Annotated in this window: 23 protein-coding genes; 6 read left to right on the top strand and 17 right to left on the bottom strand. The window is 34.6% G+C overall.

The window, feature by feature from the left end; genetic code table 11:
- Positions 1–179 precede the first annotated feature (179 nt).
- Entirely contained in the window at positions 180–1661 is a 1482-nt protein-coding gene (locus ACZ0AH_RS06675; RefSeq protein ID WP_463475035.1) for a tetratricopeptide repeat-containing sensor histidine kinase, read from the top strand.
- Between the two features lie 60 nt (positions 1662–1721).
- Here the strand turns inward: ACZ0AH_RS06675 and ACZ0AH_RS06670 are convergent, their stop codons facing one another.
- The 6 genes from ACZ0AH_RS06670 to ACZ0AH_RS06645 form a co-directional block, all read right to left on the bottom strand.
- Entirely contained in the window at positions 1722–1874 is a 153-nt protein-coding gene (locus ACZ0AH_RS06670) for a hypothetical protein (RefSeq protein ID WP_463475034.1), read from the bottom strand.
- A 112-nt stretch (positions 1875–1986) separates the two neighbouring features.
- Positions 1987–3435: a TolC family protein gene (locus ACZ0AH_RS06665; RefSeq protein WP_463478093.1), complete on the bottom strand. Its 1449-nt coding sequence runs from the start codon at positions 3433–3435 to the stop codon at positions 1987–1989.
- Positions 3428–6595 (bottom strand): efflux RND transporter permease subunit, encoded by a 3168-nt coding sequence (locus ACZ0AH_RS06660; RefSeq protein ID WP_463475033.1) that lies wholly within the window; start codon positions 6593–6595, stop codon positions 3428–3430. The genes ACZ0AH_RS06665 and ACZ0AH_RS06660 overlap by 8 nt, the downstream gene beginning before the upstream one ends.
- A 107-nt stretch (positions 6596–6702) precedes the next feature.
- Entirely contained in the window at positions 6703–7785 is a 1083-nt protein-coding gene (locus tag ACZ0AH_RS06655) for an efflux RND transporter periplasmic adaptor subunit (RefSeq protein ID WP_463475032.1), read from the bottom strand.
- Between the two features lie 175 nt (positions 7786–7960).
- Positions 7961–8338 (bottom strand): hypothetical protein, encoded by a 378-nt coding sequence (locus tag ACZ0AH_RS06650; protein ID WP_463475031.1) that lies wholly within the window; start codon positions 8336–8338, stop codon positions 7961–7963.
- A 259-nt stretch (positions 8339–8597) separates the two neighbouring features.
- Positions 8598–9002 carry a GNAT family N-acetyltransferase gene (locus ACZ0AH_RS06645; protein ID WP_463475030.1) on the bottom strand — a complete coding sequence of 135 codons (405 nt, stop codon included), beginning with the start codon at positions 9000–9002 and terminating at the stop codon, positions 8598–8600.
- Between the two features lie 179 nt (positions 9003–9181).
- Here ACZ0AH_RS06645 and ACZ0AH_RS06640 point away from each other — a divergent pair, with 179 nt between their 5' ends.
- The gene (locus ACZ0AH_RS06640; protein ID WP_463475029.1) at positions 9182–9745 is read left to right on the top strand and encodes a hypothetical protein; all 564 of its coding nucleotides are present in this window, start codon (positions 9182–9184) and stop codon (positions 9743–9745) included.
- Between the two features lie 87 nt (positions 9746–9832).
- On the opposite strand, the gene ACZ0AH_RS06635 is transcribed toward ACZ0AH_RS06640, so the two are convergent.
- The 4 genes from ACZ0AH_RS06635 to ACZ0AH_RS06620 form a co-directional block, all read right to left on the bottom strand.
- Positions 9833–10225: an ACT domain-containing protein gene (locus tag ACZ0AH_RS06635; RefSeq protein ID WP_463475028.1), complete on the bottom strand. Its 393-nt coding sequence runs from the start codon at positions 10223–10225 to the stop codon at positions 9833–9835.
- 114 nt (positions 10226–10339) lie between these two features.
- A complete protein-coding gene (locus ACZ0AH_RS06630; RefSeq protein ID WP_463475027.1) occupies positions 10340–12211 on the bottom strand; it encodes a M1 family metallopeptidase in 1872 nt (623 codons plus the stop codon).
- 258 nt (positions 12212–12469) lie between these two features.
- Positions 12470–14050: an NADP-dependent glyceraldehyde-3-phosphate dehydrogenase gene (locus ACZ0AH_RS06625; protein WP_463475026.1), complete on the bottom strand. Its 1581-nt coding sequence runs from the start codon at positions 14048–14050 to the stop codon at positions 12470–12472.
- Between the two features lie 75 nt (positions 14051–14125).
- Positions 14126–14437, bottom strand: a complete 312-nt coding sequence (locus ACZ0AH_RS06620) for a rhodanese-like domain-containing protein (RefSeq protein ID WP_463475025.1) — start codon at positions 14435–14437, stop codon at positions 14126–14128.
- A gap of 550 nt (positions 14438–14987) precedes the next feature.
- Here ACZ0AH_RS06620 and ACZ0AH_RS06615 point away from each other — a divergent pair.
- Together ACZ0AH_RS06615 and ACZ0AH_RS06610 are read left to right on the top strand one after the other, a co-directional pair.
- Entirely contained in the window at positions 14988–15614 is a 627-nt protein-coding gene (locus tag ACZ0AH_RS06615; RefSeq protein ID WP_463475024.1) for a Crp/Fnr family transcriptional regulator, read from the top strand.
- Positions 15615–15909: 295 nt separating this feature from the next.
- Positions 15910–16695 carry a sulfite exporter TauE/SafE family protein gene (locus tag ACZ0AH_RS06610; RefSeq protein ID WP_463475023.1) on the top strand — a complete coding sequence of 262 codons (786 nt, stop codon included), beginning with the start codon at positions 15910–15912 and terminating at the stop codon, positions 16693–16695.
- 192 nt (positions 16696–16887) lie between these two features.
- On the opposite strand, the gene ACZ0AH_RS06605 is transcribed toward ACZ0AH_RS06610, so the two are convergent.
- The 7 genes from ACZ0AH_RS06605 to ACZ0AH_RS06575 all read right to left on the bottom strand — a co-directional run bounded on the left by ACZ0AH_RS06605 (position 16888) and on the right by ACZ0AH_RS06575 (position 23088).
- A complete protein-coding gene (locus ACZ0AH_RS06605) occupies positions 16888–17646 on the bottom strand; it encodes a glucose 1-dehydrogenase (protein WP_463475022.1) in 759 nt (252 codons plus the stop codon).
- 99 nt (positions 17647–17745) lie between these two features.
- Positions 17746–18336: a Crp/Fnr family transcriptional regulator gene (locus ACZ0AH_RS06600; protein WP_463475021.1), complete on the bottom strand. Its 591-nt coding sequence runs from the start codon at positions 18334–18336 to the stop codon at positions 17746–17748.
- Positions 18337–18417: 81 nt separating this feature from the next.
- On the bottom strand, positions 18418–18849 hold the full coding sequence (locus tag ACZ0AH_RS06595) for a hypothetical protein (RefSeq protein ID WP_463475020.1): 432 nt from the start codon (positions 18847–18849) through the stop codon (positions 18418–18420).
- Positions 18849–19298, bottom strand: coding sequence for a Panacea domain-containing protein (locus ACZ0AH_RS06590; RefSeq protein ID WP_463475019.1), 450 nt, complete (start codon positions 19296–19298; stop codon positions 18849–18851). Before ACZ0AH_RS06590 ends, ACZ0AH_RS06595 begins: the two co-directional genes overlap by 1 nt.
- A gap of 406 nt (positions 19299–19704) precedes the next feature.
- Positions 19705–20781, bottom strand: coding sequence for a cytochrome d ubiquinol oxidase subunit II (cydB, locus tag ACZ0AH_RS06585; protein WP_463475018.1), 1077 nt, complete (start codon positions 20779–20781; stop codon positions 19705–19707).
- A gap of 2 nt (positions 20782–20783) precedes the next feature.
- Positions 20784–22130: a cytochrome ubiquinol oxidase subunit I gene (locus tag ACZ0AH_RS06580; protein ID WP_463475017.1), complete on the bottom strand. Its 1347-nt coding sequence runs from the start codon at positions 22128–22130 to the stop codon at positions 20784–20786.
- 367 nt (positions 22131–22497) lie between these two features.
- The gene (locus tag ACZ0AH_RS06575; RefSeq protein ID WP_463475016.1) at positions 22498–23088 is read right to left on the bottom strand and encodes an HD domain-containing protein; all 591 of its coding nucleotides are present in this window, start codon (positions 23086–23088) and stop codon (positions 22498–22500) included.
- 231 nt (positions 23089–23319) lie between these two features.
- Here ACZ0AH_RS06575 and ACZ0AH_RS06570 point away from each other — a divergent pair, with 231 nt between their 5' ends.
- Positions 23320–24738 carry an MBL fold metallo-hydrolase gene (locus ACZ0AH_RS06570; RefSeq protein WP_463475015.1) on the top strand — a complete coding sequence of 473 codons (1419 nt, stop codon included), beginning with the start codon at positions 23320–23322 and terminating at the stop codon, positions 24736–24738.
- A gap of 203 nt (positions 24739–24941) precedes the next feature.
- Complete coding sequence (locus ACZ0AH_RS06565) at positions 24942–25505, top strand: YeeE/YedE family protein (protein ID WP_463478092.1); 564 nt, start codon at positions 24942–24944, stop codon at positions 25503–25505.
- Positions 25506–25517 lie beyond the last annotated feature (12 nt).

The following is a 25517-nucleotide window of genomic DNA, read 5'->3' as shown; positions in this document are numbered from 1 at the left end:
AAAAAGCTATAAATCCTAAAACCGAATCTATACGAAAAGAGGCACTTAGTTTACGAGATAAAGCAGATGAAAATTTTCAAAAGCAAAACTTAAATACTGCCTTTTATAAGTTTAATAAATCAAAACTGCTTTTTGAGACTTTAAAAGACAGTGCCAATATTGGATATATACTCATTCAAATGGCGTCAATTCAGCAAATCAACGGAGACTACTATGGCAGTAAGGAAACAGTTACCGAAGCATTGCCGTATACTAAAAAAAACAAAAATTATTCTAGCTGTATAAATAATATATTAGGCATTGCTGACAAAGAACTTTCTCTTTACAATGATGCCATTTTTTACTATACAAAATCAGTTAATGAATCTAAAGATCTTGATGAGAAACAAAGTCCTTTAAACAATATTGCGGCTGTTTATATACAACAAAAGAAATATCATAAAGCAATCACTCTTTTAGAATTTCTTTTAGAATCTCCTGCAAGTAAAAAAATATTGAAGGAGAAAGCTAAAGAAACTAATAAATCCCGATTTCAAGATAACTTAGGTTATGCTTATTTTAAAAATGGATTGGATGAAAAAGGATTGGATTTAATGAATGAAGCGCTCCAATTAAGACACAAAATTAAAGATACTTACGGAAGCATTGAAAGTTATCTGCATCTTGCTGATTATTATGCTAAAAAAGACCTTCAAAAATCAGATGAACATGCTCTTGCTGCTTACAATACAGCCACAAAATTAAATAGTGTTGACGAAAGATTAGAAGCACTGCAAATTCTAATTTCTAATAATCACAGCCCGCAGGACAGCAAATATGTGCAAAAGTATTTTACACTAAATGACAGCATTATAAAGATTAGAAATAACTTTAAAAACAAGTTTGCCAAAATTAAATACGATTCTAAAAAAGAAAAAGATGAAAATGGAAAACTTCGTTTAGAAAAAACCGAAAACCTATTAGCACTTCAAAAAGCCAAATACCTGCGAGTTGTATTCCTGATTATTTTTGTTTTTTTAGTTGTTTTAATAGCTATTCTAATGCGGTATTATAAAAATAAAAATAAAGCTATAGAATTTAAGACTTCGTATAATACTGAAACCCGAATTGCTAAAAAAATCCACGATGAGTTGGCAAACGACGTATTTCATGTGATTGCTTTTGCCGAATCTGAGGCATTATCTAATGAAAGTACCAAAGAGAATCTGCTTCAAAAATTAGATGATATTTACGGACGTGTGAGGGGGATTTCAAGAGAAAATAATAGAATTGAGACAGGAATAGATTTTACCAATAGCATAAAAGAAATGCTTTCGGCGTATAATGCCCGCGAAAGAAATATCATTGCTACTAATCTGGAAAATATAAACTGGGAAATTGTGGAGGATATAAAAAAGATCACGATTAGTCGCATTTTACAGGAATTAATGGTGAATATGAAGAAACACAGTCAGGCAAATCTAGTGCTTGTAAAATTTGAAAATGACCAAAAATCAATCTTCATAAACTATACGGATAACGGTAAAGGCTGCGAAAAAACCAAGATTGTAAAAAACGGCCTCAAAAACATGGAAAGCCGTATTGAGGTTGTCAAAGGAACTATTGATTTTGATACAGAACCGGATAAAGGTTTTAGAGTAAAAATATCTATACCTAAATAAACAGAAATTAAAACGTAACAAGGCTTTGTGAACTTTGAATTCTTTAATCTATAATTTTTTTTAGCTATTTGCGTTCAATTTTTCAGGAGCTGTTTCCTGCTGTTCCTTCCAATCTTTTATGCCGAACACCGGCACAAAAGGATTTTCCCTCCCATCAGGGCTAGGAAACTCATTTTCAAAAGAAATTTTATCTTTTAAAAATCTTTCTTTCATAACATTGTTCAATTTGACTTGTAGTTTTTAAAATATGTCTGGTCTAACAAATAAAAAAGCCTTTCAGAATTTTACTTCCGAAAGGCTTTTATCTACAAATTAACAGGCAATATTATTTCCAACCGCCGCCTAAGTCTCTATAAACATGGACCGCAGCATTTAATTGTTCTTTTTTAGTGTCTACCAATTCTAATTTAGCTTCTAATGCATCACGTTGTGTCATTAAAACTTCAAAATAATCTACTCTTGCTGATTTAAACAAATCATTAGAAACATCAATTGAAGTATTTAAAGCATCAACTTGCTGCGATTTAAGATCATATCCTTTTTGTAAATTTTCGATCTTAGATAGTTGATTTGATACTTCTAAATAAGCATTCAAAACCGTACGATCATAATTATACAATGCCTGAAGCTGTCTTGCATTTGCACTCGCAAATTCTGCTTTAATTGCATTTCTGTTTATCAATGGCGCAGCAAGATCTCCTGCTAACGAATACAAAATTGATTCAGGAAACGTAAATAAGTAACTTGGTTTAAATGCTTGTACTCCTACCGCAGCAGAAATATCAAGTGACGGATAAAACTCGGCACGAGCCACTTTTACATCTAATTTTGCTGCTACCAATTCTAGTTCAGCTTGTTTAACATCAGGACGATTTGTCAATAATTGAGAAGGAATTCCTGAATTTACAGCAGCCGGCAATAAGCTTAAGAAATTGCTGCTTTCTGTTCTTTTGATTTCCTGTGGATAACGTCCTAACAAAAAGTTGATTTTATTCTCTGTTTCTTTTATTTGCTGACGAATATCAAACTCCATGCTTTTTGAAGTTAAAACTTCAGCTTCAAACTTCTTAACTCCAAGTTCTGTAGCTCTTGCAGCCTGCTTTTGGATTTTTACAATTTCTAATGCGTTTGACTGTAATTTTATCGTTTGATTGATAATATCTAGCTGCGTATCCAAAGCCAATAATTCATAATAAGAATCAGCAACTTCAGCAATAAGATTTGTAATTACAAAGTTTTTACCTTCAACACTAGCTAAATATCTGTTTAATGCCGCTTTTTTAGAATTGCGTAATTTTTTCCAGATATCTACTTCCCAATTTGCATAGGCAGAAATGGTAAAATCTCCAAGCGGATCAGGTGTTTCTATTCCAGGTTTAATTTCTGTAGTAGCGTCACCGGCACCCTGGCTTGTATATCTACCTACTTTTTCTACTCCGGCTCCGGCGCGAACACCAACAGTTGGCAATAAAAGTCCTTTTTTAACACGGATATCATTCTTTGCAATTTCAATTTCCTGCAAAGTGATGTTTAATTCCTGATTGTTTTTTAACGCAACATCAATCAGGTCTACAAGGTTTTGATCTTTAAAATAATCTTTCCATTGTAAAGTCGATGTATTGTTTGAATCCTGAGTTTGGGCTGTTGTACCAAACGACTCAGGAACTGGCGTACTTGTAGTAGGTGCTGCCTCAGGCGCAGGGGCTTTACACCCTGCAACCGTAAGACATATACCTAATGCAATGCCATATTGATAGGCTTTGAATTTATACATGGTTGTCATCAATTTCTTCTGTTAATGGATTTTCTTCTTCATTTTTCACCAATTTGTGTCTCTCTGCAATTTTACCGAATATATAATACAATCCAGGAATCACAAATACACCACAAATAGTTCCGATAAGCATACCTCCAGCGGCCGCAGTACCAATGGTTCTGTTACCAATTTTACCAGGACCAGATGCAAACGCTAACGGTAATAATCCCGCAATAAACGCAAATGAAGTCATCAAAATAGGACGGAACCTCGCTTTAGCTCCTTCCATCGCTGCTTCAAGAACTGTTTTGCCCGCTGCATGTCGCTGTATCGCAAACTCTACAATCAGTACGGCATTTTTACCCAGTAAACCAATAAGCATTACCATGGCAACCTGAGCGTAAATGTTGTTTTCTAATCCAGTTATTTTTAATAAAAGGAAAGCTCCAAAAATACCCGCCGGTAGAGAAAGAATTACTGATAATGGCAAAATAAAACTTTCGTATTGAGCAGCTAATACCAAGTAAACGAATCCTAAACAGATTAAGAATACCCAAATTGCCTGATTACCCTGAGCAACCTCATCGGCAGAAATACCTGCCCAGTCAATATCATATCCTCTAGGTAATTTTTTCTCTGCTACTTCCTGAATCACCTTAATCGCCGTACCAGAACTATATCCTACAGCAGGTCCTCCACTAATCTCAGTAGAAGTATACATATTGTGTCTTGTAATTTCTGAAAGACCGTATACTTTTTCTAATTTCATAAAGGCAGAAAAAGGGACCATTTCATCACGGTCATTTTTCACGTAAAGTTTTAAGATATCATCCGGTTGTGCACGATATTCCGGCGAAGCCTGAACGATTACTTTATAGTTAATTCCGTATTTAATGAAACTGATTTCGTAGTTACTACCCACAAGAGTTGATAAAGTATTCATCGCATTTTCGATAGAAACTCCTTTTTGCTGCGCCAAGTCATTATCTACTTTCATCATGTATTGAGGGAAACTCGCACTAAAGAAACTAAATACGTTAGATAATTCCGGACGTTTGTTCAATTCCTCAACAAATTCTTTGTTAACAGCTTCCATTTTTTTGAAATCTCCTGAACCTGTTTTGTCCAGTAAACGAAGCTCAAATCCTCCTGCTGCTCCATATCCAGGAACTGCCGGCGGTTGGAAAAACTCAATATTTGCACCTGGAATATCTTTCGATTTTTCTTCCAGTTCTGTCATAACTTCCTGTACAGATTCTTTACGATCATTCCAGTCTTTTAAATTGATCAAACAAGTTCCTGAGTTTGATCCTGTACCTTCTGTCAAAATTTCATAACCAGCTAATGAAGAAACCGATTTTACTCCGTCAATCGTTTCAGCTATTTTTTGCAATTTCTCTGCAATATTATTTGTACGCTCTAATGATGAACCCGGAGGTGTCTGGATAATAGCATAAAACATACCCTGATCCTCATTCGGGATAAACCCGGAAGGAACGGTACTACTAATCAGCCATGTTCCGGCACAAAATGCAAGAAGTGCAATAATAGTAACAGCTCTTCTGTTTACAATTTTACCTAATACATTTTGGTATTTACCTTGTGCAAGGTTAAACTTGTTGTTAAAACCATCTATGAATACATTTACAGGCGTTCTCTTTTTAGGTTTACTGTGATTGTTTTTTAACATCATTGCACAAAGTGCCGGCGTTAAAGTCAATGCCACAATACCTGAAAGGATAATTGCTGTTGCCATCGTGATCGAGAACTGTCTGTAAAACACCCCAACCGGACCAGACATAAAAGCAACCGGAATAAATACCGCAGCCATTAAGAATGTAATTGCAACAATAGCTCCTGCAATTTCATGCATCGCTTTTTTAGTCGCTTTAAGTGGCGAGAGATGTTCTTCCTCCATCTTGGCGTGAACGGCTTCGATAACTACAATCGCATCATCGACGACGACCCCAATTGCCAAAACCAAAGCAAACAACGTAATTAAGTTCAACGAAATATCGAAGAATGTCATGAATATAAATGTTCCAATTAAGGAAACCGGTACCGCAATTGCCGGGATAATCGTTGAACGCCAGTCTCCTAAGAAAAGGAATACTACTAAACCAACCAAAATAAAGGCTTCGATCAAGGTGTGAATTACTTTTTCGATAGAAGCATCTAAGAATTTAGAAACGTCATATGAGATTTCGTAATCCATTCCTTTTGGGAATTTTTGCTTTATTTTTTCTAATTTGGCTTTTACGTCTTCAATAACCTGATTTGCATTAGATCCAAAAGATTGTTTTAATACAATCGCTGCAGAAGGTTTTCCATTCAAATTAGAATAGATATCATACATCGAGCTTCCAAATTCAACTTTGGCAATATCTTTCAAACGTAAAAGTTCTCCGTTACTGTTTGATTTTACTACAATGTTCTCATATTGTTCTTTGGTTGTAAAACGTCCTGAATATTTCAATACATATTCAAATGCCTGAGAACGTTTACCGGAACTTTCTCCTGTTTTACCAGGCGAAGCTTCCAAACTCTGACTTGATAATGCTTCCATTACCTCATCAGCAGAAATTTTATACGCTAACATACGATCCGGTTTCAACCAGATACGCATCGCATATTCACGAGTTCCTAAGATGTCTCCTGATCCAATACCATTTACCCTTTTTAACTCAGATAATACGTTGATATCAGCATAGTTGTACAAGAACTTCATGTCGGTATTTTTATCCGTACTATAAAGATTCACGTACATCAGCATACTCGGAACCTCACGCGTAATCTTAACACCTTCTCTAACTACCAATGGAGGTAGTTTATTAGTAACCGAAGCCACACGGTTTTGAACGTTAATCGCAGCCTGGTTAGGATCTGTACCTAAATTAAATACTACCTGAATACTTGCTTCACCATCATTTCCGGCATCAGAAGTCATATATTTCATCCCGGGAACCCCGTTAAGAGCTCTTTCTAAAGGAATAACAACAGATTTGATCATTAATTCTCCATTCGATCCAGGATAATCCGCCGTAACGTTTACCATTGGAGGTGAAATGGAAGGGAACTGGGTAATAGGTAAATTTAATACCGACAATACCCCTAAAAAGACAATGATCAGCGATATTACTATCGACAATACAGGTCTTTGAATAAATTTATTAAACATTTTTATATTTTTTTAATGATTAAACTAATTAACAGTTTAAAAGTGTTTCAAGTTTCAGGTTCAGTGCAAAACTTGAAACCTGAAACTTGAAACCATTGAAAACAAAACTATTCAGCTTTTACGCGCAAATGATTAATTACCGTTTGAGGAGCCTGGAAGTCATATTTAATCTTGTCATTTTCTTTTACTTTCTGAACTCCTTCAAGTAAAATTTTATCCGTTTCAGTAAGTCCGCTGCTTACTACGTATAAATCAGGGATTTCGCCAGTAATAGTAATTTCTTTTGAAGTTACTTTACTGTTTTTATCAACCACAAAAACGTATTTTTTATCCTGAATTTCGTAAGTCGCTTTTTGTGGGATCACAATAGCATTTCTAAGCGGCACCAACATTTGAACTTGTCCTGTTTCACCGTTTCTAAGTAATTTGCCTGAATTAGGGAATCTTGCTCTAAAAGCGATATTTCCTGTTTCGTTGTTAAACTCACTTTCTATAACTTCAACATTTCCTTTTTCTTTAAAAAGTTCGCCATTCGCTAACATTAAACTTACTTTGTTCTCAGCACGATCTTTTATATCTGTTTGGTATTGAAGATATTCAGGTTCAGATACATTGAAATAAGCAAACATTTGACTGTTGTCTGAAAGACTTGTCAATAATTCGCCTTCGTCAATAAGACTTCCTAATTTTAATGGAATTCTATCGATTGTTCCGTCAAACGGAGCTCTGATCTCTGTAAATGATAAATGAAGTTTTGCTAATGCAACCTCAGCTTTTGCAGATTGCAATTTTGCCTGAGCCACACTTAATTCGTTTTTAGAAACGATATTTTTATCAGCAAGTAATTTAGAATTTTGCAATTCGATTTCTACTGATTTTTGTTCAGCTTGAGCTTTAAGCAATTCTGCCTGATACATATTTGGCATAATTCTGAACAACAGCTGACCTTTTTTTACAAACTGTCCTTCATCGACATAAATGTTTTGTAAAAACCCTTTTTCCTGGGCACGGATTTCGATATTTCGAACAGATTTAATCTGCGAAACATATTGTTTTGTAAATGATGTGTCAATTTTTACCGGATTAGTAACCGTAAATTTTTCCACTTCTTCTTTTTCTTCTTTTTTAGTTGTACAACTAGTAAGGCACACAAGGGCAAATAAGCCTGTGAACAAGATAATTCTTTTCATGATTTTATTGGAAATTAAGCGATTGAATGCTTGGAATACAGTGATTCCTTTAGATGAAAAAATGCATCAGGCAGCCTTAGTCAGAACTAAAATTCCATATAAGAAGAGGTAGAAAAAATATACATCAACAAGATATGCAGATCACAACTGAGGTAACCGGATGTATAGTATAAAATCAAATTCTTAAAACTCGTTGAGTAATATAGATAGGATTTGACTGGCCACAGAATGGCACGTAGATTTTAAAACGATTGTAATCATTTACAACAACCTGATCTGAGAATTTCAGGTACCAGTTATCAAGTAAACTGTAATTTGCTGCAAAAAATTTATTCGAAAGTCCAAGATTATCGCTTCCAAGGTATTCTTCTTCAAGATCTAAATCAGCATCTTCGATAATGGAAGATCCCTGATCCTGATTCGTGAATTTTACACGGTGCTTTTTCTCAAGTGTATGTTGATGAAAGTTTTGAGGTGTACCCGCATTAAGATATTGCCCTCCGCCAAACAGAAGGAAATTCATGAATACTAAAAATACTGTTAACTTTCTCATTTGGGTGCGAAAGTAATCAAAGTATCGAAACAAAAAAAGAATTTTTAATAAGGTTTAACATTAAAAAAATACGAAAACGTTTTAATTCTTTTTTTAGGCACCAATTTTACTAAAATATTATTTTTTAATGCGAAAAAATCATAAAAAAACTCCTTCAAATCAGAATCAGTTTAAGACTAATCTCAAAACAGAACAAAAACCATTAAAATCGCAAATAATTGAGGCTGTATATTTTATTCAATAAATTTCATTGTTATTTTTATAGCAAAATTTCCATAATGGTAAATTCCTTTCCTGCTTTTGTAAATTTTTTATGCGTATCGGCCATTCCAAATTTTTCATAGAATGATTTTTTATTGCTTCTGGCATTACACCAGACTTTTTTTAAATCTTTCTCTTTTGCCAGCTTCAAAATGTATTTTAATAGTTCTGATGCAATTCCTTTTCCCTGAAATTCTTCTAAGGTGGCTAATTTTCTAAATTGCATTTCATCATTTGTAATAAAACACGAAACTATTGAAACTAATTTTTCATGATCAAAAACCCCAAAATGCAATCCTGAATTATCCTCTTCTAGCTGCACGAATTCAAAAGGCTGATCCGGCCACATTACTTCATGTCTGATTTGCCAGGTTTGCGAAGGTTTGATTGCTCTAATTTCCATTGTATTACTATTTTTTTGGAATTTCAAATTTACTGCATTTTATAATGATATTATATAGAATACCTAAAAACGCATTTTACTCATTATCAAAAACATGCGTTAAATAAAATAAGATAAATCGTTCGAATCTAATTAATAATAATTATTTTTATAGTATCTAAAAATAAATAAATCCACTTATGAAAAAACTCATCTTAGCCGCTTTTTTGTGTATTAGTGTAAATGGTTTTGCACAATTGATACAGTTTGGACCTCAGTTTTCTTATAACATAACCTCACCTTTGACTGATGATTTTAGTTCAAAAAGCTCAGGAACAGGCGTGGGTTTTGCCGGTTTTGCAAGACTAAATTTATTACTATTCTATGCTCAGGGAGAATTTGGATATGCACAGTCAAAATTTAATGTTTCTCAAACCGGAATTGGAGACACTGAATATAAGCTGTCCGGAACAGACGCTACTCTGATTGCCGGTTTCAAGGTTATTCCGCTGGGAAAACTTGGCAACGTACGCATTTTTGCCGGATACAACTGGAAAAATTATTCGGATATTAAGGCAAATAACGGTCTGAATTATATTGATATCGAACTAAACAACAGCAGTATTCTGGGCGGAGTTGGCGTCGATTTGTGGAAACTTACTATAGATTACAGATACCTGGCAGGAATTACGGATCTTGATCCTTCCGGAAGAAGTGTAAAAACAGCCGTTTCTAATTTCTCGGTTGGATTTAAATTCTTATAAAAAATATGCCACAGATTTTAAAGATTCAATGATTATAAAATCTGTTTGAATCTTTGAAATCTGTGGCAAAAATATAATATTTTCAGGCTAATCCGAAAACGCATTCAAAATCAACATTGCTTTTTCTGTGTCTTTTGTATGCACAAAAATATGGTCGTGATAATAAGCTGCCACAACATTACAACTAATTCCGTTCTGCGAAAGTGCTTTTGAAAATGCCGCTGTTAAACCAATGGCTTCTAATGAAGAATGAACAGAAAGTGTAATCCAGGACATTATTACAGAATATTGCAGTTTTAACTGATCTGCCACTTCCTTTTTTAGAATTAACGTAATCGCTTCCTTTTCTTTAAAAACCATTTCGATTTCATCTAAATTTACATCACCCAGCTTTTCTATTTTGCAAAAAACATAATCTCCCGGATTGTGTTCCGGTTTCATGCTTTTGAGCAAAATCTCCAAATCTTTTTCTCCTGACATTTTAAAATTATTTTATGTGAATTATTTTAAAAGATGTTCTAATATATTTTGAAAATTATATAAAAAAAAACCGTCTTTCTCAATAGAAAAAGACGGTTTAAATATTTGTTTTTTTTACTGAACTGACCAAGTATTATTTTTTGGTGTGGCATCCATAAAAATACCTCCATCCAAAGTGATTTGCTTGATTTGTTTTTTACTTTTTAAAGCAATTGTAGCTGATTTTTGATTCGCTTGCCAAATTGCCGGAGTCTCATGTATGGTTTCGGTTGAATTATCTGCGTAAACAATATTCACATCAAACGGAATTGCAAATCCGCCAACATTTTCTACAGAAACAGTGTTTTTGGCCACATTTTTAACCGAAAGATCTATGTAGTTATTCGTAAAAAACCAGTTATTAAAATACCAATTCAGATTTTTTCCTGTTGCTGTATTAAACGAATTAAAATAATCCCACGGAATTGGGTGTTTTCCATTCCAATTGTCCATATAAGCGTGTAATGCTTTTTTGAATAAATCATCTCCAAGCAAATCTTTTAATGCAATGTACGAAAGTGACGCTTTTCCGTATGAATTATTTCCGTAACCTGCATCAGCAACCTGAGATGACATAGAGATTATAGGCTGATCTTCTTCTGTTGATGGATCGTTGATATAATCTTTTACTCTGAAATCTTTATAAAATTTATCAGCAGCTTCTTTACCATGTTCCGCAATTCCGATAAAATATTCGAAAGTAGTTGCCCATCCTTCATCCATAAAAGCGTAACGCGTTTCATTTATTCCCATATAAAAAGGAAAATACGTATGCGCGACTTCGTGATCCTGAACCAATTGTGCAAAAACAGGATCACCCATTTGCGAATCGTTACACATCATTGGATATTCCATATCTGCAAAACCCTGAAAAGCGGTCATTTTAGAAAACGGGTACGGAACTCCCGGCCAATTGTTCGAAAAGTAATCTAATGCATATTGATTGTTTTTTACCGAATTTACAAAATCAGTTCCGGAAATATCATAAGCCGCCTGAACACTCGCGCGTCGGTTTGTTTTTTTATCGACTACAACACTGCTCGCATCCCATATATAATGGTCGCTTAATCCAAAACAAACATCAGAAATATGTTTGGCTTCAAACTTCCAGGTATTCCAGTCATTTTGTTTCGTAACCGCACCTTTTTTCAATTCGTCTAAGTTTGCGATATGCAAAATTTCGTTTGTAGTATATGATTTTTTTAATCGGTCTGAAAATTCAGGATTTAAAACATCATCGGGGTTTAATAAATCTCCGGTTGCAAAAACCACATAATTTTTCGGCACTTTTACTGAAAAAGTATAATCATTAAAGTCATTATAAAATTCTAAACGATTTGTGTGAGGCAATCTGTCCCATTTATTATAGTCATCAAAAACCGAAACTCTTGGGTAACTGTACGCCACATAAAAAGTGGTTTCGTCTATCTGGCCTTCTCTTTCACTTTCTTTAGATAAAGGATAACTCCAATCGATATTTAAAGTAATTTTTGAATTTGGCGGCATTGGCTTTTTCATTTTTACATTACCAACCGTTCCCCATTTTCTGGCATCTTCTTTATAAACTTCACCATCGATTTTTAAGGACGTTATTGTTAAACCATCACTCAAAAAATCATTACTTACAGATCCGGCTCTTGACGAAGATGGTTTGTGTACATTGTTTACAAAACGAATAGCCATGTTTCGCAATGAATCCTTACTATTATTTTCATAGACAATAGTTTCAGTTCCGCTTACAACCCTTGTTTTAGGATCTACCGAAATTTCCATCGAATATGTCCCGTGATTCTGCCAGTAGTTTTTTCCTGGTTTTCCGTCCATCGAGCGCGTTCCTTTCGCGTAAGCTTCCTTTATATTTCTGGGCATATAAAGTTCCTGTGCAAAGCTATTTTGTGCTAAAAACACGAAACTGATTAATACAATTTGGAATAGTTTTTTTTCCATAAGTCGTTTTATGATTTTGATGATTTAATATGATTTATCATATTAGAAGTGTTTTTCTCTTTAATGTTACAATTCTTTATAAAATTATATTTTTTTGACTATAAACGAAGAATGTTTTATGGAAGTTTTAAAATAAACTTCAAAAATAAAAACTTAGAGATTTAGATTCTCAGCAACTCAGAACCTTAAAGAAAAATAAAAACCGCCTAATTCTAAAAGAACAAAGACGGTATCTACAATTAATATATAACCTCGGAATTACAAAATATAATCGGTATTTATAAAATTCGATTCTTTGCTATTTAATAGCTCTTGCAGAATTTCATTATTATAATCGATATCTTTTGAAGCCACGAACGTACGAATTGAGAATGAACGCAAAGCATCCGGAATACTTAAAGTTCCTACTGCAGAATCTTTACGGCCTGTAAACGGGAACGCATCCGGACCTCTCTGGCATGAACTGTTCAGGTTTACCCTGCAAACTAAATTTACTAAAGCATCAATAAGCGGCGCCAAAGTTTTAATATCTTTCCCGAACAAACTTACTTGTTGTCCGTAGTTTGATTCGGCCATATCTTCAAGAGGTTCATTGATATCCTTAAAAGAAATAATTGGCACAACTGGTCCAAATTGTTCTTCATGATACACACGCATCTCTTTATTTACAGGATATAAAACAGCCGGAAAAATATAATTCTCAGTATGTTTTCCTCCTTTTTCGTTTAATACTTTTGCTCCTTTACCTTTAGCATCATCAATTAATCCCTGAATATAAGCTGGTTTTTCACTTTCAGGAAGCGGTGTTAAAGAAACTCCTTTTTCCCAAGGATTTCCAAAAACTAATCCGTCTACTTTTTCAGCAAAACGTTTGTTGAATTCTTCAACGATAGATTCATGAACATATAATACTTTTAAAGCCGTACAACGTTGTCCGTTAAAAGACAAACTTCCCGCAATACATTCCTGAATAGTCAAATCTAAATCGGCATCCGGTAAAATAATCGCCGGGTTTTTAGCTTCTAAACCTAAAATCAAACGCAATCTGTTTTTATTTGGATGCTGATCCTGCAATGCAATCGCAGATTTACTGTTTCCGATTAATGCCAGAACATCAATTTTTCCTGATTTCATGATCGGAGAAGCAACTTCGCGGCCTCTTCCGTAAACAATATTGATAACTCCTTTAGGAAAACTGCTTCTAAAAGCTTCTAATAATGGTGAAATACATAAAACACCATGTTTAGCAGGTTTAAAAATTACGGTATTACCCATAATTAAAGCGGGAATCAATAAGGAGAAAGTTTCGTTTAGAGGATAATTGTAAGGTCCAAGACACAAAACAACTCCAAGAGGTCCACGGCGAATCATAGCATTTACACCCTGAACTTTTTCAAAATGCGAACTGCGACCGTTTAATTCTTTGTAACTATCAATTGTATCATGAATATATTCTACAGTTCTGTCAAATTCTTTTTGCGAATCACCAAGGTTTTTTCCAATTTCCCACATCAAAAGTTTAACCACTTCCTCGCGGGTTTCTTTCATTTGTTTTACAAAATTTTCCATGCATTTAATACGATCAACCACTTTCATAGTTGGCCATAATCCCTGTCCTTTATTATAAGCCGCATTGGCAGCTTCAACCACTTCTGCAGCTTCTTTCTCAGCCATAAACGGAATCGATCCTAATAAAGTTGGTGTGTATTTTTCTGTAGATGAAATTGTCGAAAACACAGGTGTGGTTTGCCCTGTCCATTGTTTTAATTCTCCGTTAACAAGATAAGTGTCTTGGTTTATAAGGGTTTTAATCTGATATTCTTCGGGTATTAAACTCATAATCTGGTATTTATAGTTTGGTTATTAATAGCTTTTTAAAGAAAAAAGAGGCTATTTCTGCCTCTTCTTGTTCTTTTATGGATTTACGGTTTCGCCTTCCCAATCCAGAATTCCACCCAGCAGATTATAGGCATTTTCAATCCCTAACTCATTCATAATCTGACATGCTTTGGCACTTCTGGCTCCAGAACGGCAATACACATAATAGTTTTTATTTTTGTCTAATTCTTCAATTTCATAAATAAAACCTTGTCCTTTATGAATATCAATATTTACGGCATTCTCGATATAACCGTCATTAAATTCGTCTTCAGTTCTTACGTCCAGTATAACTGCATTCTCGTCAGCAGCAAGCTGATTAACCCAATCTTCTTGTGATAAATTCATAATAAATGTGTTTTTGTAAAATTACGACGTTTCTATTAATTAAAAACGTGCCAAATGCGATTTCGATTATTATTCTCAGAAAACGTTTTAGAGAAAGTATTATAATCAGTGAAATACAAATTTACTCACTATTTTCAAAAATATAGTCTATAAACTCGATCGAAAATAGGATTTTTTCATTTGCATAAAATGCATCTTAAAATAGTTTTCTGACAATTTAAACCATTTCAATCTGCTATCTTTGCAATAAATTATAGTTTTTAAAGTCTTTTTGATAAAATAAAGGTAGCCACGAATTACACAAATTTTCACAAATTATTTTTTTACTGCCACACATTAAATGATTTTAAGGATTTTTATATTTGAAAAAATCACAACAAAATGAACATCCTTTAATAGCGAAAATTTGTGCAATTTGTGGCAAAAAAAAAAATCAACATGGAATTTAAAAATTTTACCATTAAGAGATTAAGTTTCATTAAGCAGTAAAACTTAATTTTTCTTAATCTCTTAATGGTAGAAAAACTTTTTATGTTTAAAAATAAATCCAATGCAAAATTCATTACAAAACATCTTTCCTAATTTCTCCAGCGAACTTATTGCCACAATCGAAGAAAACGGAAGCCTGCAGGATTTTGAAGCCGGAACCATTTTAATGCGAACTGGACAATACATTAAAAACACCGTTTTGATTACCAAGGGAAAAATCAAAATCTATCGCGAAGGCGAAGATGGCGGCGAATTTTTAATGTATTATCTGCAACCCGGACAAGCCTGCGCTATTTCGATGATTTGTACAGCAAAAAGTGAGAAAAGCCAAATCATGGCAAAAGTTGTCGAAGATGTTTCTGTTATGATGATTCCACTTCAAATGATGGATAAATGGATGATGGAACACAGAACGTGGTATGAATTTGTAATAGAAACCTACCGAAGCCGTTTTGAAGAAGTCCTGGAAGTGGTTGATAATATCGCTTTCCGTTCTATGGATGAACGCTTGGAATTTTATCTAAAAAGACATTCTGATGCCTGTGGCTGTACCGAAGTTAATTTGTCGCATCAGGAAATCGCAACCGAATTAAATACTTCAAGAGAAGTCGTTTCGAGATTACTCAAAAAAATGGAACAAAGAGGTTTGGTTAAACTAAACCGCAACCAAATTGAATTATTAAAGTAAAATATTAGCCCACGGATTTTACGGATGAAACGGGTTTTCGCTGGTTTATTTTTTATAAACTATTGTCAGTTCGAGCGTCCCGAGGCTTCGGGAGAGAACCCGCAACGCATCTCAACTCCGCTCGATGTGACAAGCCAGGACTTCCAAATCAAGGAAAGAAGAAAAAATCTGTGAAAACCCGTTTCATCCGCCAAATCCGTGGGCAAAAAAAATCCGCAGTCAAAAAATCCCTTATGTGATAAATGTTACTGTACATTTCTTTTTAACAAACCACCTTTGCCTAAAAAGAAATACAATGGAATATTTAGGTTATTTTGCTTCAATCATTATCGGAATCTCGCTTGGCTTAATTGGCGGTGGCGGATCGATATTGACGATTCCTATTTTGGTGTATTTATTTAAAGTAAATCCGGAACAGGCAACTTCTTATTCTTTATTTATAGTGGGATTAACCGCCATGCTTGGAAGTTACAATCATTATAAAATGGGAAATCTCAAACTAAAATCAGCATTGTATTTTGCGATTCCTTCTGTGATTTCGATTTTGATTATCCGCGAAGTTATTTTCCCTCAAATTGCGGCGACTTTATTTTCAATTGCATCTTATTCCGTTTCAAAAGATTTTCTGATTATGATTATCTTTTCAGTTTTGATGATTACAGCAGCAATCTCAATGATTCGAAAAAACCAACCCGAAATAAAAGGTGCCGAAACTAATTATATACAATTAAGTATAATCGGTTTTATTGTGGGAATCATAACAGGATTTTTGGGTGCTGGCGGAGGTTTTCTAATTATTCCTGCCCTGCTCTTTTTTGCCAAATTACCTATGAAACAAGCTGTAGGGACATCTTTATTAATCATTAGTATAAATTCTTCGATAGGTTTTGGAGGCGATTTATACATCGGAACTCCTATAGATTACCCCTTTTTATTAGGCGTTTCCGGAATGGCACTTCTGGGAATGTTACTAGGAAGCCAGCTTTCTAAAAAAATCGACGGAACGAAACTAAAACCCATTTTTGGCTGGTTTGTTCTCGTAATGGGGATTTATATAATTGCTAAAGAAGTTTTGTTTTAAAATAATTTGTTTATCGCAGATTTGTTGCCGTTGAAATTTAAAAATTTAATTTTAGTTTTACTTGTTAAGTAATCTTTGTCAAAGTTTTGAACTTTGACAAAGATGAAAACTACAGCTAAAAAATAACAAAAAATTCAATGACAGGAATAATCCCGCCATTGAATTTTGTAGTTTTTATAAACTAAAGTTTAATTAACGTTGTCCACCAGAAACAGCTACAGTTTCGCCAGTAATCCAATAAGAATCATCAGAAGCAAGAAATACAGCCACTTTTGCAATATCATTAGGTTGACCTGCACGCCCAAGCGGAGTTTCAGAAACATGCCATTTTTCGGCATCCCCATTCATAACACCCGAACTGTGAGAACCTTCAGTTTCAATTAATCCAGGATTAATAGAGTTGATACGTATATTTTTAGGCCCAAGTTCTTTGGCAAGAATACGAGTCATGGCATCAATTGCATATTTGGTTTGTGTGTAAACCAATGCAGTTGGCATATCAAGCGTTGATACGATCGAGCCGGTATTAATAATTGCACCGCCTTTATCGCCAAATAATTTCACCGCTTGCTGAATTGTCAAAATGCTTCCTAATACGTTAATACTAAACATATGATGAAAAGACTCTTCCGTGATATCTTCAATACCTGCAAAGCTATAAACACCGGCGTTGTTCACCAATATATCAAGTTTGCCAAATGTTTTAGCAATCTCTTCAAAAATACGTTTTACATCAGCTGCTTTTTCAACATTACCTTGTATGGCAATCGCTTTTCCGCCGTTGCTTGTAATTTCTGCAACCACTTTATCAGCACCTTCCTTGCTGCTTGCGTAATTAATGATTACTGTTGCACCCTGATTTGCATATGCTTTTGCGATTCCTGCACCAATACCTTTTGATGCACCAGTTATTAAAGCTACTTTACCGTTTAATTTTCCTAAATTTTCCATCTTTTTTTATTAATTAAATTCTGTTAATTGATAAGGCAAAGTTGGATATAAAGGCAGGATGAAAAGTTGAAGTACATTAGGAAAAAAGGTTGAACTACTTCAACTTTTCTTCTTCACTTTTTCATTACGTATTTTCGATAAAAACTCTGTAGTCATATTCAGGTAAGACGCAAGGGCGTATTGTGGCAAGCGCTGCGCAACTTTTGGAAATTTTTCGAGGAACTCATTATAGCGTTCTTCTGCATTTTGTGTCAGCATTGCGATGATGCGGCGAGAATAAAATGCAGCCGATTTTTCGGCCATTAAGCGAAACAGCTTTTCAAAATTATACCCAGACGATTTGAGTTTCTGCTCTGCTTCATAATTTATTTGTAATATTACGCTATCTTCCAATGCAACAATAAACATAGTCGCCGGAGTTTGGTAAACATAACTATTATAATCTGCAATCCACCAGTCTTCAATCGCAAACTGAATCGTATGTTCGCTGCCTTTTTCATCAACCACATAAGAACGAAAAGCGCCTTCAAGCACATAAGTTCTATGTTTGTTTACAAATTCAGGCTGTACAATAAATTGTCTTTTCTTTACTTTTCTCCCTTTAAATTCAGACAATAAAACCTCCAGTTCGTCCGGTAATAAAATGACTTTTTGATTAATATTTTCAACAAATGAAGTCAGGTCTTCCATGAAGTTTTAAAATTAGAATAGAGGTTTACTTATGAAAGCAGAAAAAAATCGAGGTTATATCCCAAAAGAAAAGTTAGAAATCTATTTCTTTTCAACGTTTTTAGGACTTGGTTTTCTATAAAATAAATACCTTAAAACCAACGTATAAAAAGCAAAAATAGAGGTCGTTAAAGTTCCAACTACGAATAAAAACTCTGTTTGCGTTAAAATATAGAATTTGTACGAAGCGCCAAAACCATGCAAAAGAATTACAATAGCAATAAAAATGGCCCATCTTGACGAAAAAATAAAAGCCTTTTTGGCATTTTCCTGCCTTAACTTTCGTTCTGAGCTTTCATTTGCCTGTTCAATTTCAAAGCGTTTTAGCTCAATATATTCCGAATGGCTTTTAGGATCATAAGGTTTCATCAAATGATCTTCCTTTTCTGCCTCTTGGGTTACATCAACGGGAACATTGTTTATATCGTCGTCCAAAGCGCTATCGGTTAATTTTTCTGCTAAACTCTTTTCCATTACTTTTTCAATTTTTCTTTGTAGTAATCTTTTATAATACTGTTTTCAATTACAGTATTATAGGTTCCGTCCCAGGTTTGCGACCACGGGCTTCCTTCTTCGTGAGTTATGGCAGAGAGTTGCAATCCGGATAAATTTTTATAATTGTCCCAAATTTTCTTTAAGAACTCTTTATCTTCTTCCTTAATCGGATTTTTAGCAGAGATACTTAACAGAAAAGGATCGACATTATCTTTCCCAAACATTCGTATTGCGTAATATAAATCCGGAATAACCGAACCGTATTTCCATGCCTGAACCTGATTATCGAAAAGAGGATTTCCTGTAATTCCCAAATACCAGCCATGCGAAATATAAGTCAGCTTTAGCAATTTCATAGGATCAAGTCCCTGACCTTCTTCTTTAGCTAAGTCTATAAAATACTTTGCAATATCAAAACAATTGTACATATAATTAAGTTTAAATTGTTCTTACTTCTAACAAAATTAATAAAAACTAAATCAATTACAATATTTGCAGGGATATTATCAAAAAATATATCAGAATTTCTTAATATAAAAATAATAATTCAAAACTTTTTCGCCGCGGCGAACGGGCATCCGCTATATCTTTTTTGTGGCAGAAAAAGCCACCAAAAAGGATACCGCTTCTATCCCTAACGCAAACTTGGCTAAATTAGAAATCTTTGGTACTTTTTATATAAGAGAAATATTAAGTGAGATTGCTTCGTTCCTCGCCAAGACTCAGTGTGTGTCGTTGCGAGGAACGAAACAACCTCACTAATAAAAGTAAATTTCCAACTCAGATTCTGTTTAAAAAATTCGTGAAAATTTGTGTAATTCGTGGCGAAAAAAATTAATGTTCCCCATACCCAATATCATCCATTTTACCGCTAAAAACGCGATATTGAATAATAAAGTAAACAATTACCAAAAACAAAGCGATAAAAAACCAGTTCATTCCGGCGTTTAATCCATATTCTCCGGCGGCAGTGTTGTAAATCGTTAAGGAAGGATTGACATTATTGGTCGAAGGCAAAACATTCGGAAAAATAGAAACAGCTGTTGAAGCAAAACCTCCAACAAGAAATAAAGTTGAAAATAAAAATCCCATTCCGTCTTTTTGATACGAACGCACTTTGAACAATCCCAAAATACCCACAAAAGTCATTAACGGAAAAAACCAAAGAATTGGGTTTTCGACAAAATTATGAAACGGTTGAGGTTCAATAAAATGCCAGATTTGCAACGAAATACAAACCAAAACCAATAAAACAATATTCAGTTTAAAAACTACATTTTTAAGTTTCGGATTTAGAGATGAATTTGTCTTATAAATAATCCAATTCGCGCCGTGAATCGTTAAAGCAACAACACTTACAATTCCGAGGAAAATCGTAAACCAATCGATAATACCCAATTCATTTGCTTTCGGACTAAAAGTTGGGTTCCATAAAGGCAAAAAGAAAAAATGTGCTTCCTGTGTAGAAACACCATTTGTCACCATTCCGAGATTTACACCGCGAACAATATTTCCCAAAGCAATTCCGAAGAACAAAGCCAAAAGCAAACTTGCAATTCCAAAAGCTTTATCCCAAATCGCTTCCCACATGGGATGATGTACCTGTCCGCGCATTTCTAAACCAATCGCACGAAAAATCAAAAGCCATAAAATCATAATTAAAGGCAAATAAAATCCGCTGAAAGAAGAGGCATATAAAGTGGGGAAAGCAAAAAACAAAACACCACCCGCCGCAATAATCCAAACTTCGTTAGCATCCCAAAACGGGCCAATTGCGTTTGTAATTGCTTTTTTATCTTTTTCTGTTTTAGCTAAAAATAAATGAATAATTCCTGCTCCAAAATCATAACCGTCCAATACAATATAAACGGCCAGAATTCCCATTAAAACTATGTACCAAAAAAATTCCATACTTATATTTTTTCTGTTGAAAGTTCCACATGATGAGGTCCTTTATTGATAATTTTTCCAATTAAAAGCAAAAACAACATGCCAAGCAAAAGATACAATCCTATAAATCCGAGTAAAGTAAACAAGGTATTTCCTGATGAAACCGTTGGCGAAGCTCCTGCTGTGGTTCGTAATAAATTATAAACGAGCCACGGTTGTCTGCCTAATTCGGCCGTGTACCAGCCTGTTGTATTGGCGATATACGGAAACGGCATCATAAACATCAGCGACCATAAAATCCATTTTGTTTCGTATAATTTCCCTCTGATTAATTGAAAAAGGGCAAAAAGCATCAATCCTATAAAAAGCGTTCCGAGTCCTACCATAATATGATAGGCATAATACAAACCTGAAATATTCGTTGGATGAAGATCTTCTTCAAATTGATCTAAACCTTTGATTTCCTGATTCCAATTTCCGTAAGTCAGGAAACTCAAAATATTAGGAACTGCGATTTTATTGTCCAGTTTTTTGTCTTTTACATCGGGCTGACCAATTAAAACAATTTCAGAACCTTTTTGCTCGGTATGAAAAATTCCTTCCATTCCCGCAAAAGTTACCGGTTGGTATTTTACGACATTTTTCGCCAGTAAATCTCCCGTTGGAACTGCCACAATAATACTCGAAATCAATCCGAAGATTACTCCGGTTTTAAGAAATAATCGCCCGAAAGAAACATTCTTCTGACTCAAAATATAAAAAGCACCAATTCCCGCCACAACAAAAGAACTTGTCACCAAAGATGCCGCCTGATTGTGCAAATATGAAGGCCATAACCACGGATTCAGAAACAAAGCTTTAAAATTCGTGAGCACAAATTTTCCGTTCTCCAAAATTTCATATCCAACCGGATTTTGCATCCACGAATGTGTCGCAATTATTAAATAGCCGCTTGCCCAGGAACCAATGCAGATTAGTAATCCGGTAACAAAATGCCATTTATGTCCGAGGATTTTTTCTCCAAATAAAAATATTCCCAAAAAAGAAGATTCTAAAAAGAAGGAAAACATGCCTTCCATTGCTAAAGTCTGACCGATAATTCCGCCGGTTAATTCAGAGAATTTCGCCCAGTTGGTCCCAAACTGAAACTCCATTGGAATTCCGGTTACAACGCCCATTGCAAAATTCAGGGCAAAAATTTTCATCCAGAAATGCGTCGCGTGATTGTATTGTTCGTCTTTAGTTTTGAGGTATTTCCATTTAAAATAAACAATGATCAAAGAAAGACCCATTGTAAGTTGCGGAAAAAGATAGTGAAAGGTAATTGTGAAGGCGAATTGCATTCGGTCATAAAAAAGCATTTCTTCCATTATAGTGGTATTTGGTTTTATGAAGTCCCACAAATTTACCCATTAAAACCCGAAATTCCGACCAATAAAAAAAGTTTATCCGCCAGTATTTGTTAAACTTTTCAACAATTTGAAAAATAAAAATTCATATTTATTGGTTGTGACAGTTTTGCCAAAGTTTGTCATTTCGACGAAGGAGAAATCCTCGCGAGAAGCTCGACAAAGATTGAATTCTCATTGCGGAGTTACTTGCGAGGATTTCTCCTTCGTCGAAATGACAAGATTGTGTACATATGCTTATTTAAAACATAGCCCGCGGTTTCAACCGCGGGAACTCATGCATAATCACCATACGTTTCCCACGGTTGAAACTGTGGGCTATGTTTAATCATTTTTTCAAAATTCCTTTTTCTACGCTTTCGTTTATTAATCCTTCGGCGTAATTCCATATTGTTTTAGAACCTTCTTTTATCACGCTCTTTTTTTCGTAGACTTTTTTATAGTTTACGCCAAACTCTTTCCAGGTTCCTCCGTTGTTCGATGTATTTTGCAACAACGGTTCTAATCTGTCCATCGATTTTGCGAATTTTGCTTCGTTGGTTTCTCCGGCTTCAAATTCTTCCCAAATGGCAATTAATTCTTCGGCTTGTTTTTTAGGCAATAAACCAAAAATACGATTCGCCGCCAATCGTTCCTCATCGGTATTATCGTGACTTTTTTGCGTATCATATATAAAGACATCTCCGGCGTCGATTTCTACAATATCATGTATCAAAACCATTTTTACCACTTTCAAAACATCAATTGGCTCATTTGAATGTTCAGCTAAAACAATCGCCATTAAAGCCAAATGCCAACTGTGTTCTGCATCGTTTTCATTTCGGTCGCTATTAAACAGCTTCGTTTTGCGCTGAATGTATTTTACTTTATCAATTTCTTTTATAAAAGCAATTTGATTTAATAAATCTTCTGTGTTCATATCAATGATTTTTGTAAAGTTGTAAAATTACACAGATTTTTTTTCTACCATATTAATTTATACAAGTTCATTTTAAGTTTATGCGCAATACTTTTAAACTAATATTTACTTATATAACTTATATTGAAATCTTTGTTTTTTTCATTCAAAAACAAATTTCTGTAACAATAGTCACTTAATTTCCCAAAAAACAAAGTTACCTTTGTGCAACATTATTTTAGATTTCATATCATGAAAATTGAACAAATTTACACCGGATGCCTTGCGCAAGGTGCTTATTATATAACATCAGACGGTGAAGCGGCAATTATCGATCCGCTTCGTGAAATTCAGCCTTATCTGGATCGTTTAGAACGCGATCAGGTTAAATTGAAATATATTTTTGAAACACATTTTCACGCTGATTTTGTTTCCGGTCACATCGATTTGAGCAAAGAAACTCAGGCGCCAATTGTTTACGGACCAAATGCAGCTTGCGAATTCGATTGTATTTCGGCGAAAGACGGACAAGAATTCAAAATTGGAAATATCACTATAAAAGCGTTGCATACTCCGGGACACACAATGGAAAGTACAACGTATTTATTGATTGACGAAAACGGAAAAGATCATGCTATTTTCTCCGGAGATACTTTATTTATTGGTGATGTTGGCCGTCCTGATTTAGCTCAAAAAGCCGCCGCAATGACACAAGATCAATTGGCCGGGATTTTATTTCATTCTTTAAGAAATAAAATCATGACGCTTGCTGATGATGTTATCGTTTATCCTGCACACGGAGCAGGAAGCGCTTGCGGAAAAAATATGAGCAAGGAAACGGTTTCGACAATTGGAAATCAAAAAGCGACGAATTATGCTTTGCGTTCAAACATGACCGAAGCTGAATTTATTGAAGAAGTTACAGACGGATTATTGCCTCCGCCTGCTTATTTTAGTATGAATGTGGCAATGAATAAAGGCGGTTACGAAAGTTTTGAATCGGTTTTGAATAACGGAATGAAAGCAATTAAAGTGGAAGAATTTGAGGCTGTTGCAGAAGAAACCGGTGCTTTAATTTTAGATACCAGAAAAAGTAGCGATTTTTATAAAGGATTTATTCCGCAATCTATTAATATAGGTATCAATGGTGATTTTGCGCCGTGGGTTGGAACTTTAGTTGCCGATGTAAAACAGCCTATTATACTGGTTACAGAAGTTGGTCTTGAAGAAGAAACCGTAACACGTTTAAGCCGTGTAGGTTTTGATTCGATTATTGGCCATCTTGAAGGTGGTTTTGAAGCCTGGGAAAAAGCTGGTTTTGAAGTTGATACGGTAAACCGAATTTCGGCTGAACAATTTGCTTCAGAATTTAAAATTGAAGAAGATAAAATTATTGATGTCCGCAAAGAAACGGAATATGAAGCGGAACATATTGATGATGCTTACAGCAAACCGCTTGCTTATATTAATGACTGGGTAAAAGATATTAACGCAAATGAGCATTTTTATTTGCATTGCGCCGGCGGATATCGCAGTATGATTGCAGCTTCGATTTTACAAGCGCGTGGTTTCAGAAATTTTACCGAAATTGACGGCGGTTTTGGAGCCATTGCAAAAACGAATATTCCAAAATCTGATTTCGTTTGCCAAAGCAAGGTGCTGAAAGCTTAATTTTATTTTACCATTAAGATATTAAGTTTATTAAGTAAGTGTACCTTAAAATATTAAACATAAATTTTTCACCATTAGGTTTATTAAGTAAGTTATTCTTAATCTTTCTTTATCAAGCTTCATTAAGTTGCTGCATCTTAATTCACTTAATATCTTAATGGTGGAAAAAAATAAAAATCTAATTTTTAAAGTAAAATATGAATATAATAGAAATTATAAAAGAACCTTGGCCTTGGTATATTGCGGGTCCGTTGATTGGATTGACTGTTCCAATTTTGTTGATTATCGGAAATAAATCTTTTGGGATTAGTTCGTCATTGCGACATATTTGTGCGATGTGTATTCCTGCGAACATTTCGTTTTTTAAATACGACTGGAAAAAAGAAAGCTGGAATTTATTCTTCGTTTTTGGGATTTTCCTTGGCGGAATTATTGCGGCTTACTTTTTAGCAAATCCAAATCCGGTTGAAATTACGCCTCAGCTCTCCCAACAATTAGCGTCTTACGGAATCACCGATCATTCCGGATTATTGCCAAAAGAGCTTTTTTCGTGGCAAAGTTTATTAACGCTTCGTGGATTTATCATGATTGTAGTTGGAGGATTTTTAGTTGGTTTCGGGACACGTTATGCCGGCGGATGTACGAGCGGTCATGCGATTATGGGAATTTCAAATTTACAATGGCCTTCATTAGTCGCAACAATCTGTTTTATGATTGGCGGTTTTATTATGGCCAATTTAATTCTTCCATATATTCTTGCTCTTTAAGGCATTCTTTCA

It is taken from the genome of Flavobacterium sp. AC105 (assembly GCF_979258495.1).
The sequence above is the reverse complement of the archived record's forward strand: the minus strand, read 5'-3'. Positions and strand labels throughout refer to the sequence as shown.

Excerpts from the sequence above, each read along its gene's own strand:
- ACZ0AH_RS06675 (WP_463475035.1), top strand. The coding sequence starts at position 180 with ATGGCGTCAATTCAGCAAATCAACGGAGACTACTATGGCAGTAAGGAA.
- ACZ0AH_RS06670 (WP_463475034.1), bottom strand. The coding sequence starts at position 1,874 with ATGAAAGAAAGATTTTTAAAAGATAAAATTTCTTTTGAAAATGAGTTT.
- ACZ0AH_RS06665 (WP_463478093.1), bottom strand. The coding sequence starts at position 3,435 with ATGTATAAATTCAAAGCCTATCAATATGGCATTGCATTAGGTATATGT.
- ACZ0AH_RS06660 (WP_463475033.1), bottom strand. The coding sequence starts at position 6,595 with ATGTTTAATAAATTTATTCAAAGACCTGTATTGTCGATAGTAATATCG.
- ACZ0AH_RS06655 (WP_463475032.1), bottom strand. The coding sequence starts at position 7,785 with ATGAAAAGAATTATCTTGTTCACAGGCTTATTTGCCCTTGTGTGCCTT.
- ACZ0AH_RS06650 (WP_463475031.1), bottom strand. The coding sequence starts at position 8,338 with ATGAGAAAGTTAACAGTATTTTTAGTATTCATGAATTTCCTTCTGTTT.
- ACZ0AH_RS06645 (WP_463475030.1), bottom strand. The coding sequence starts at position 9,002 with ATGGAAATTAGAGCAATCAAACCTTCGCAAACCTGGCAAATCAGACAT.
- ACZ0AH_RS06640 (WP_463475029.1), top strand. The coding sequence starts at position 9,182 with ATGAAAAAACTCATCTTAGCCGCTTTTTTGTGTATTAGTGTAAATGGT.
- ACZ0AH_RS06635 (WP_463475028.1), bottom strand. The coding sequence starts at position 10,225 with ATGTCAGGAGAAAAAGATTTGGAGATTTTGCTCAAAAGCATGAAACCG.
- ACZ0AH_RS06630 (WP_463475027.1), bottom strand. The coding sequence starts at position 12,211 with ATGGAAAAAAAACTATTCCAAATTGTATTAATCAGTTTCGTGTTTTTA.
- ACZ0AH_RS06625 (WP_463475026.1), bottom strand. The coding sequence starts at position 14,050 with ATGAGTTTAATACCCGAAGAATATCAGATTAAAACCCTTATAAACCAA.
- ACZ0AH_RS06620 (WP_463475025.1), bottom strand. The coding sequence starts at position 14,437 with ATGAATTTATCACAAGAAGATTGGGTTAATCAGCTTGCTGCTGACGAG.
- ACZ0AH_RS06615 (WP_463475024.1), top strand. The coding sequence starts at position 14,988 with ATGCAAAATTCATTACAAAACATCTTTCCTAATTTCTCCAGCGAACTT.
- ACZ0AH_RS06610 (WP_463475023.1), top strand. The coding sequence starts at position 15,910 with ATGGAATATTTAGGTTATTTTGCTTCAATCATTATCGGAATCTCGCTT.
- ACZ0AH_RS06605 (WP_463475022.1), bottom strand. The coding sequence starts at position 17,646 with ATGGAAAATTTAGGAAAATTAAACGGTAAAGTAGCTTTAATAACTGGT.
- ACZ0AH_RS06600 (WP_463475021.1), bottom strand. The coding sequence starts at position 18,336 with ATGGAAGACCTGACTTCATTTGTTGAAAATATTAATCAAAAAGTCATT.
- ACZ0AH_RS06595 (WP_463475020.1), bottom strand. The coding sequence starts at position 18,849 with ATGGAAAAGAGTTTAGCAGAAAAATTAACCGATAGCGCTTTGGACGAC.
- ACZ0AH_RS06590 (WP_463475019.1), bottom strand. The coding sequence starts at position 19,298 with ATGTACAATTGTTTTGATATTGCAAAGTATTTTATAGACTTAGCTAAA.
- cydB (WP_463475018.1), bottom strand. The coding sequence starts at position 20,781 with ATGGAATTTTTTTGGTACATAGTTTTAATGGGAATTCTGGCCGTTTAT.
- ACZ0AH_RS06580 (WP_463475017.1), bottom strand. The coding sequence starts at position 22,130 with ATGGAAGAAATGCTTTTTTATGACCGAATGCAATTCGCCTTCACAATT.
- ACZ0AH_RS06575 (WP_463475016.1), bottom strand. The coding sequence starts at position 23,088 with ATGAACACAGAAGATTTATTAAATCAAATTGCTTTTATAAAAGAAATT.
- ACZ0AH_RS06570 (WP_463475015.1), top strand. The coding sequence starts at position 23,320 with ATGAAAATTGAACAAATTTACACCGGATGCCTTGCGCAAGGTGCTTAT.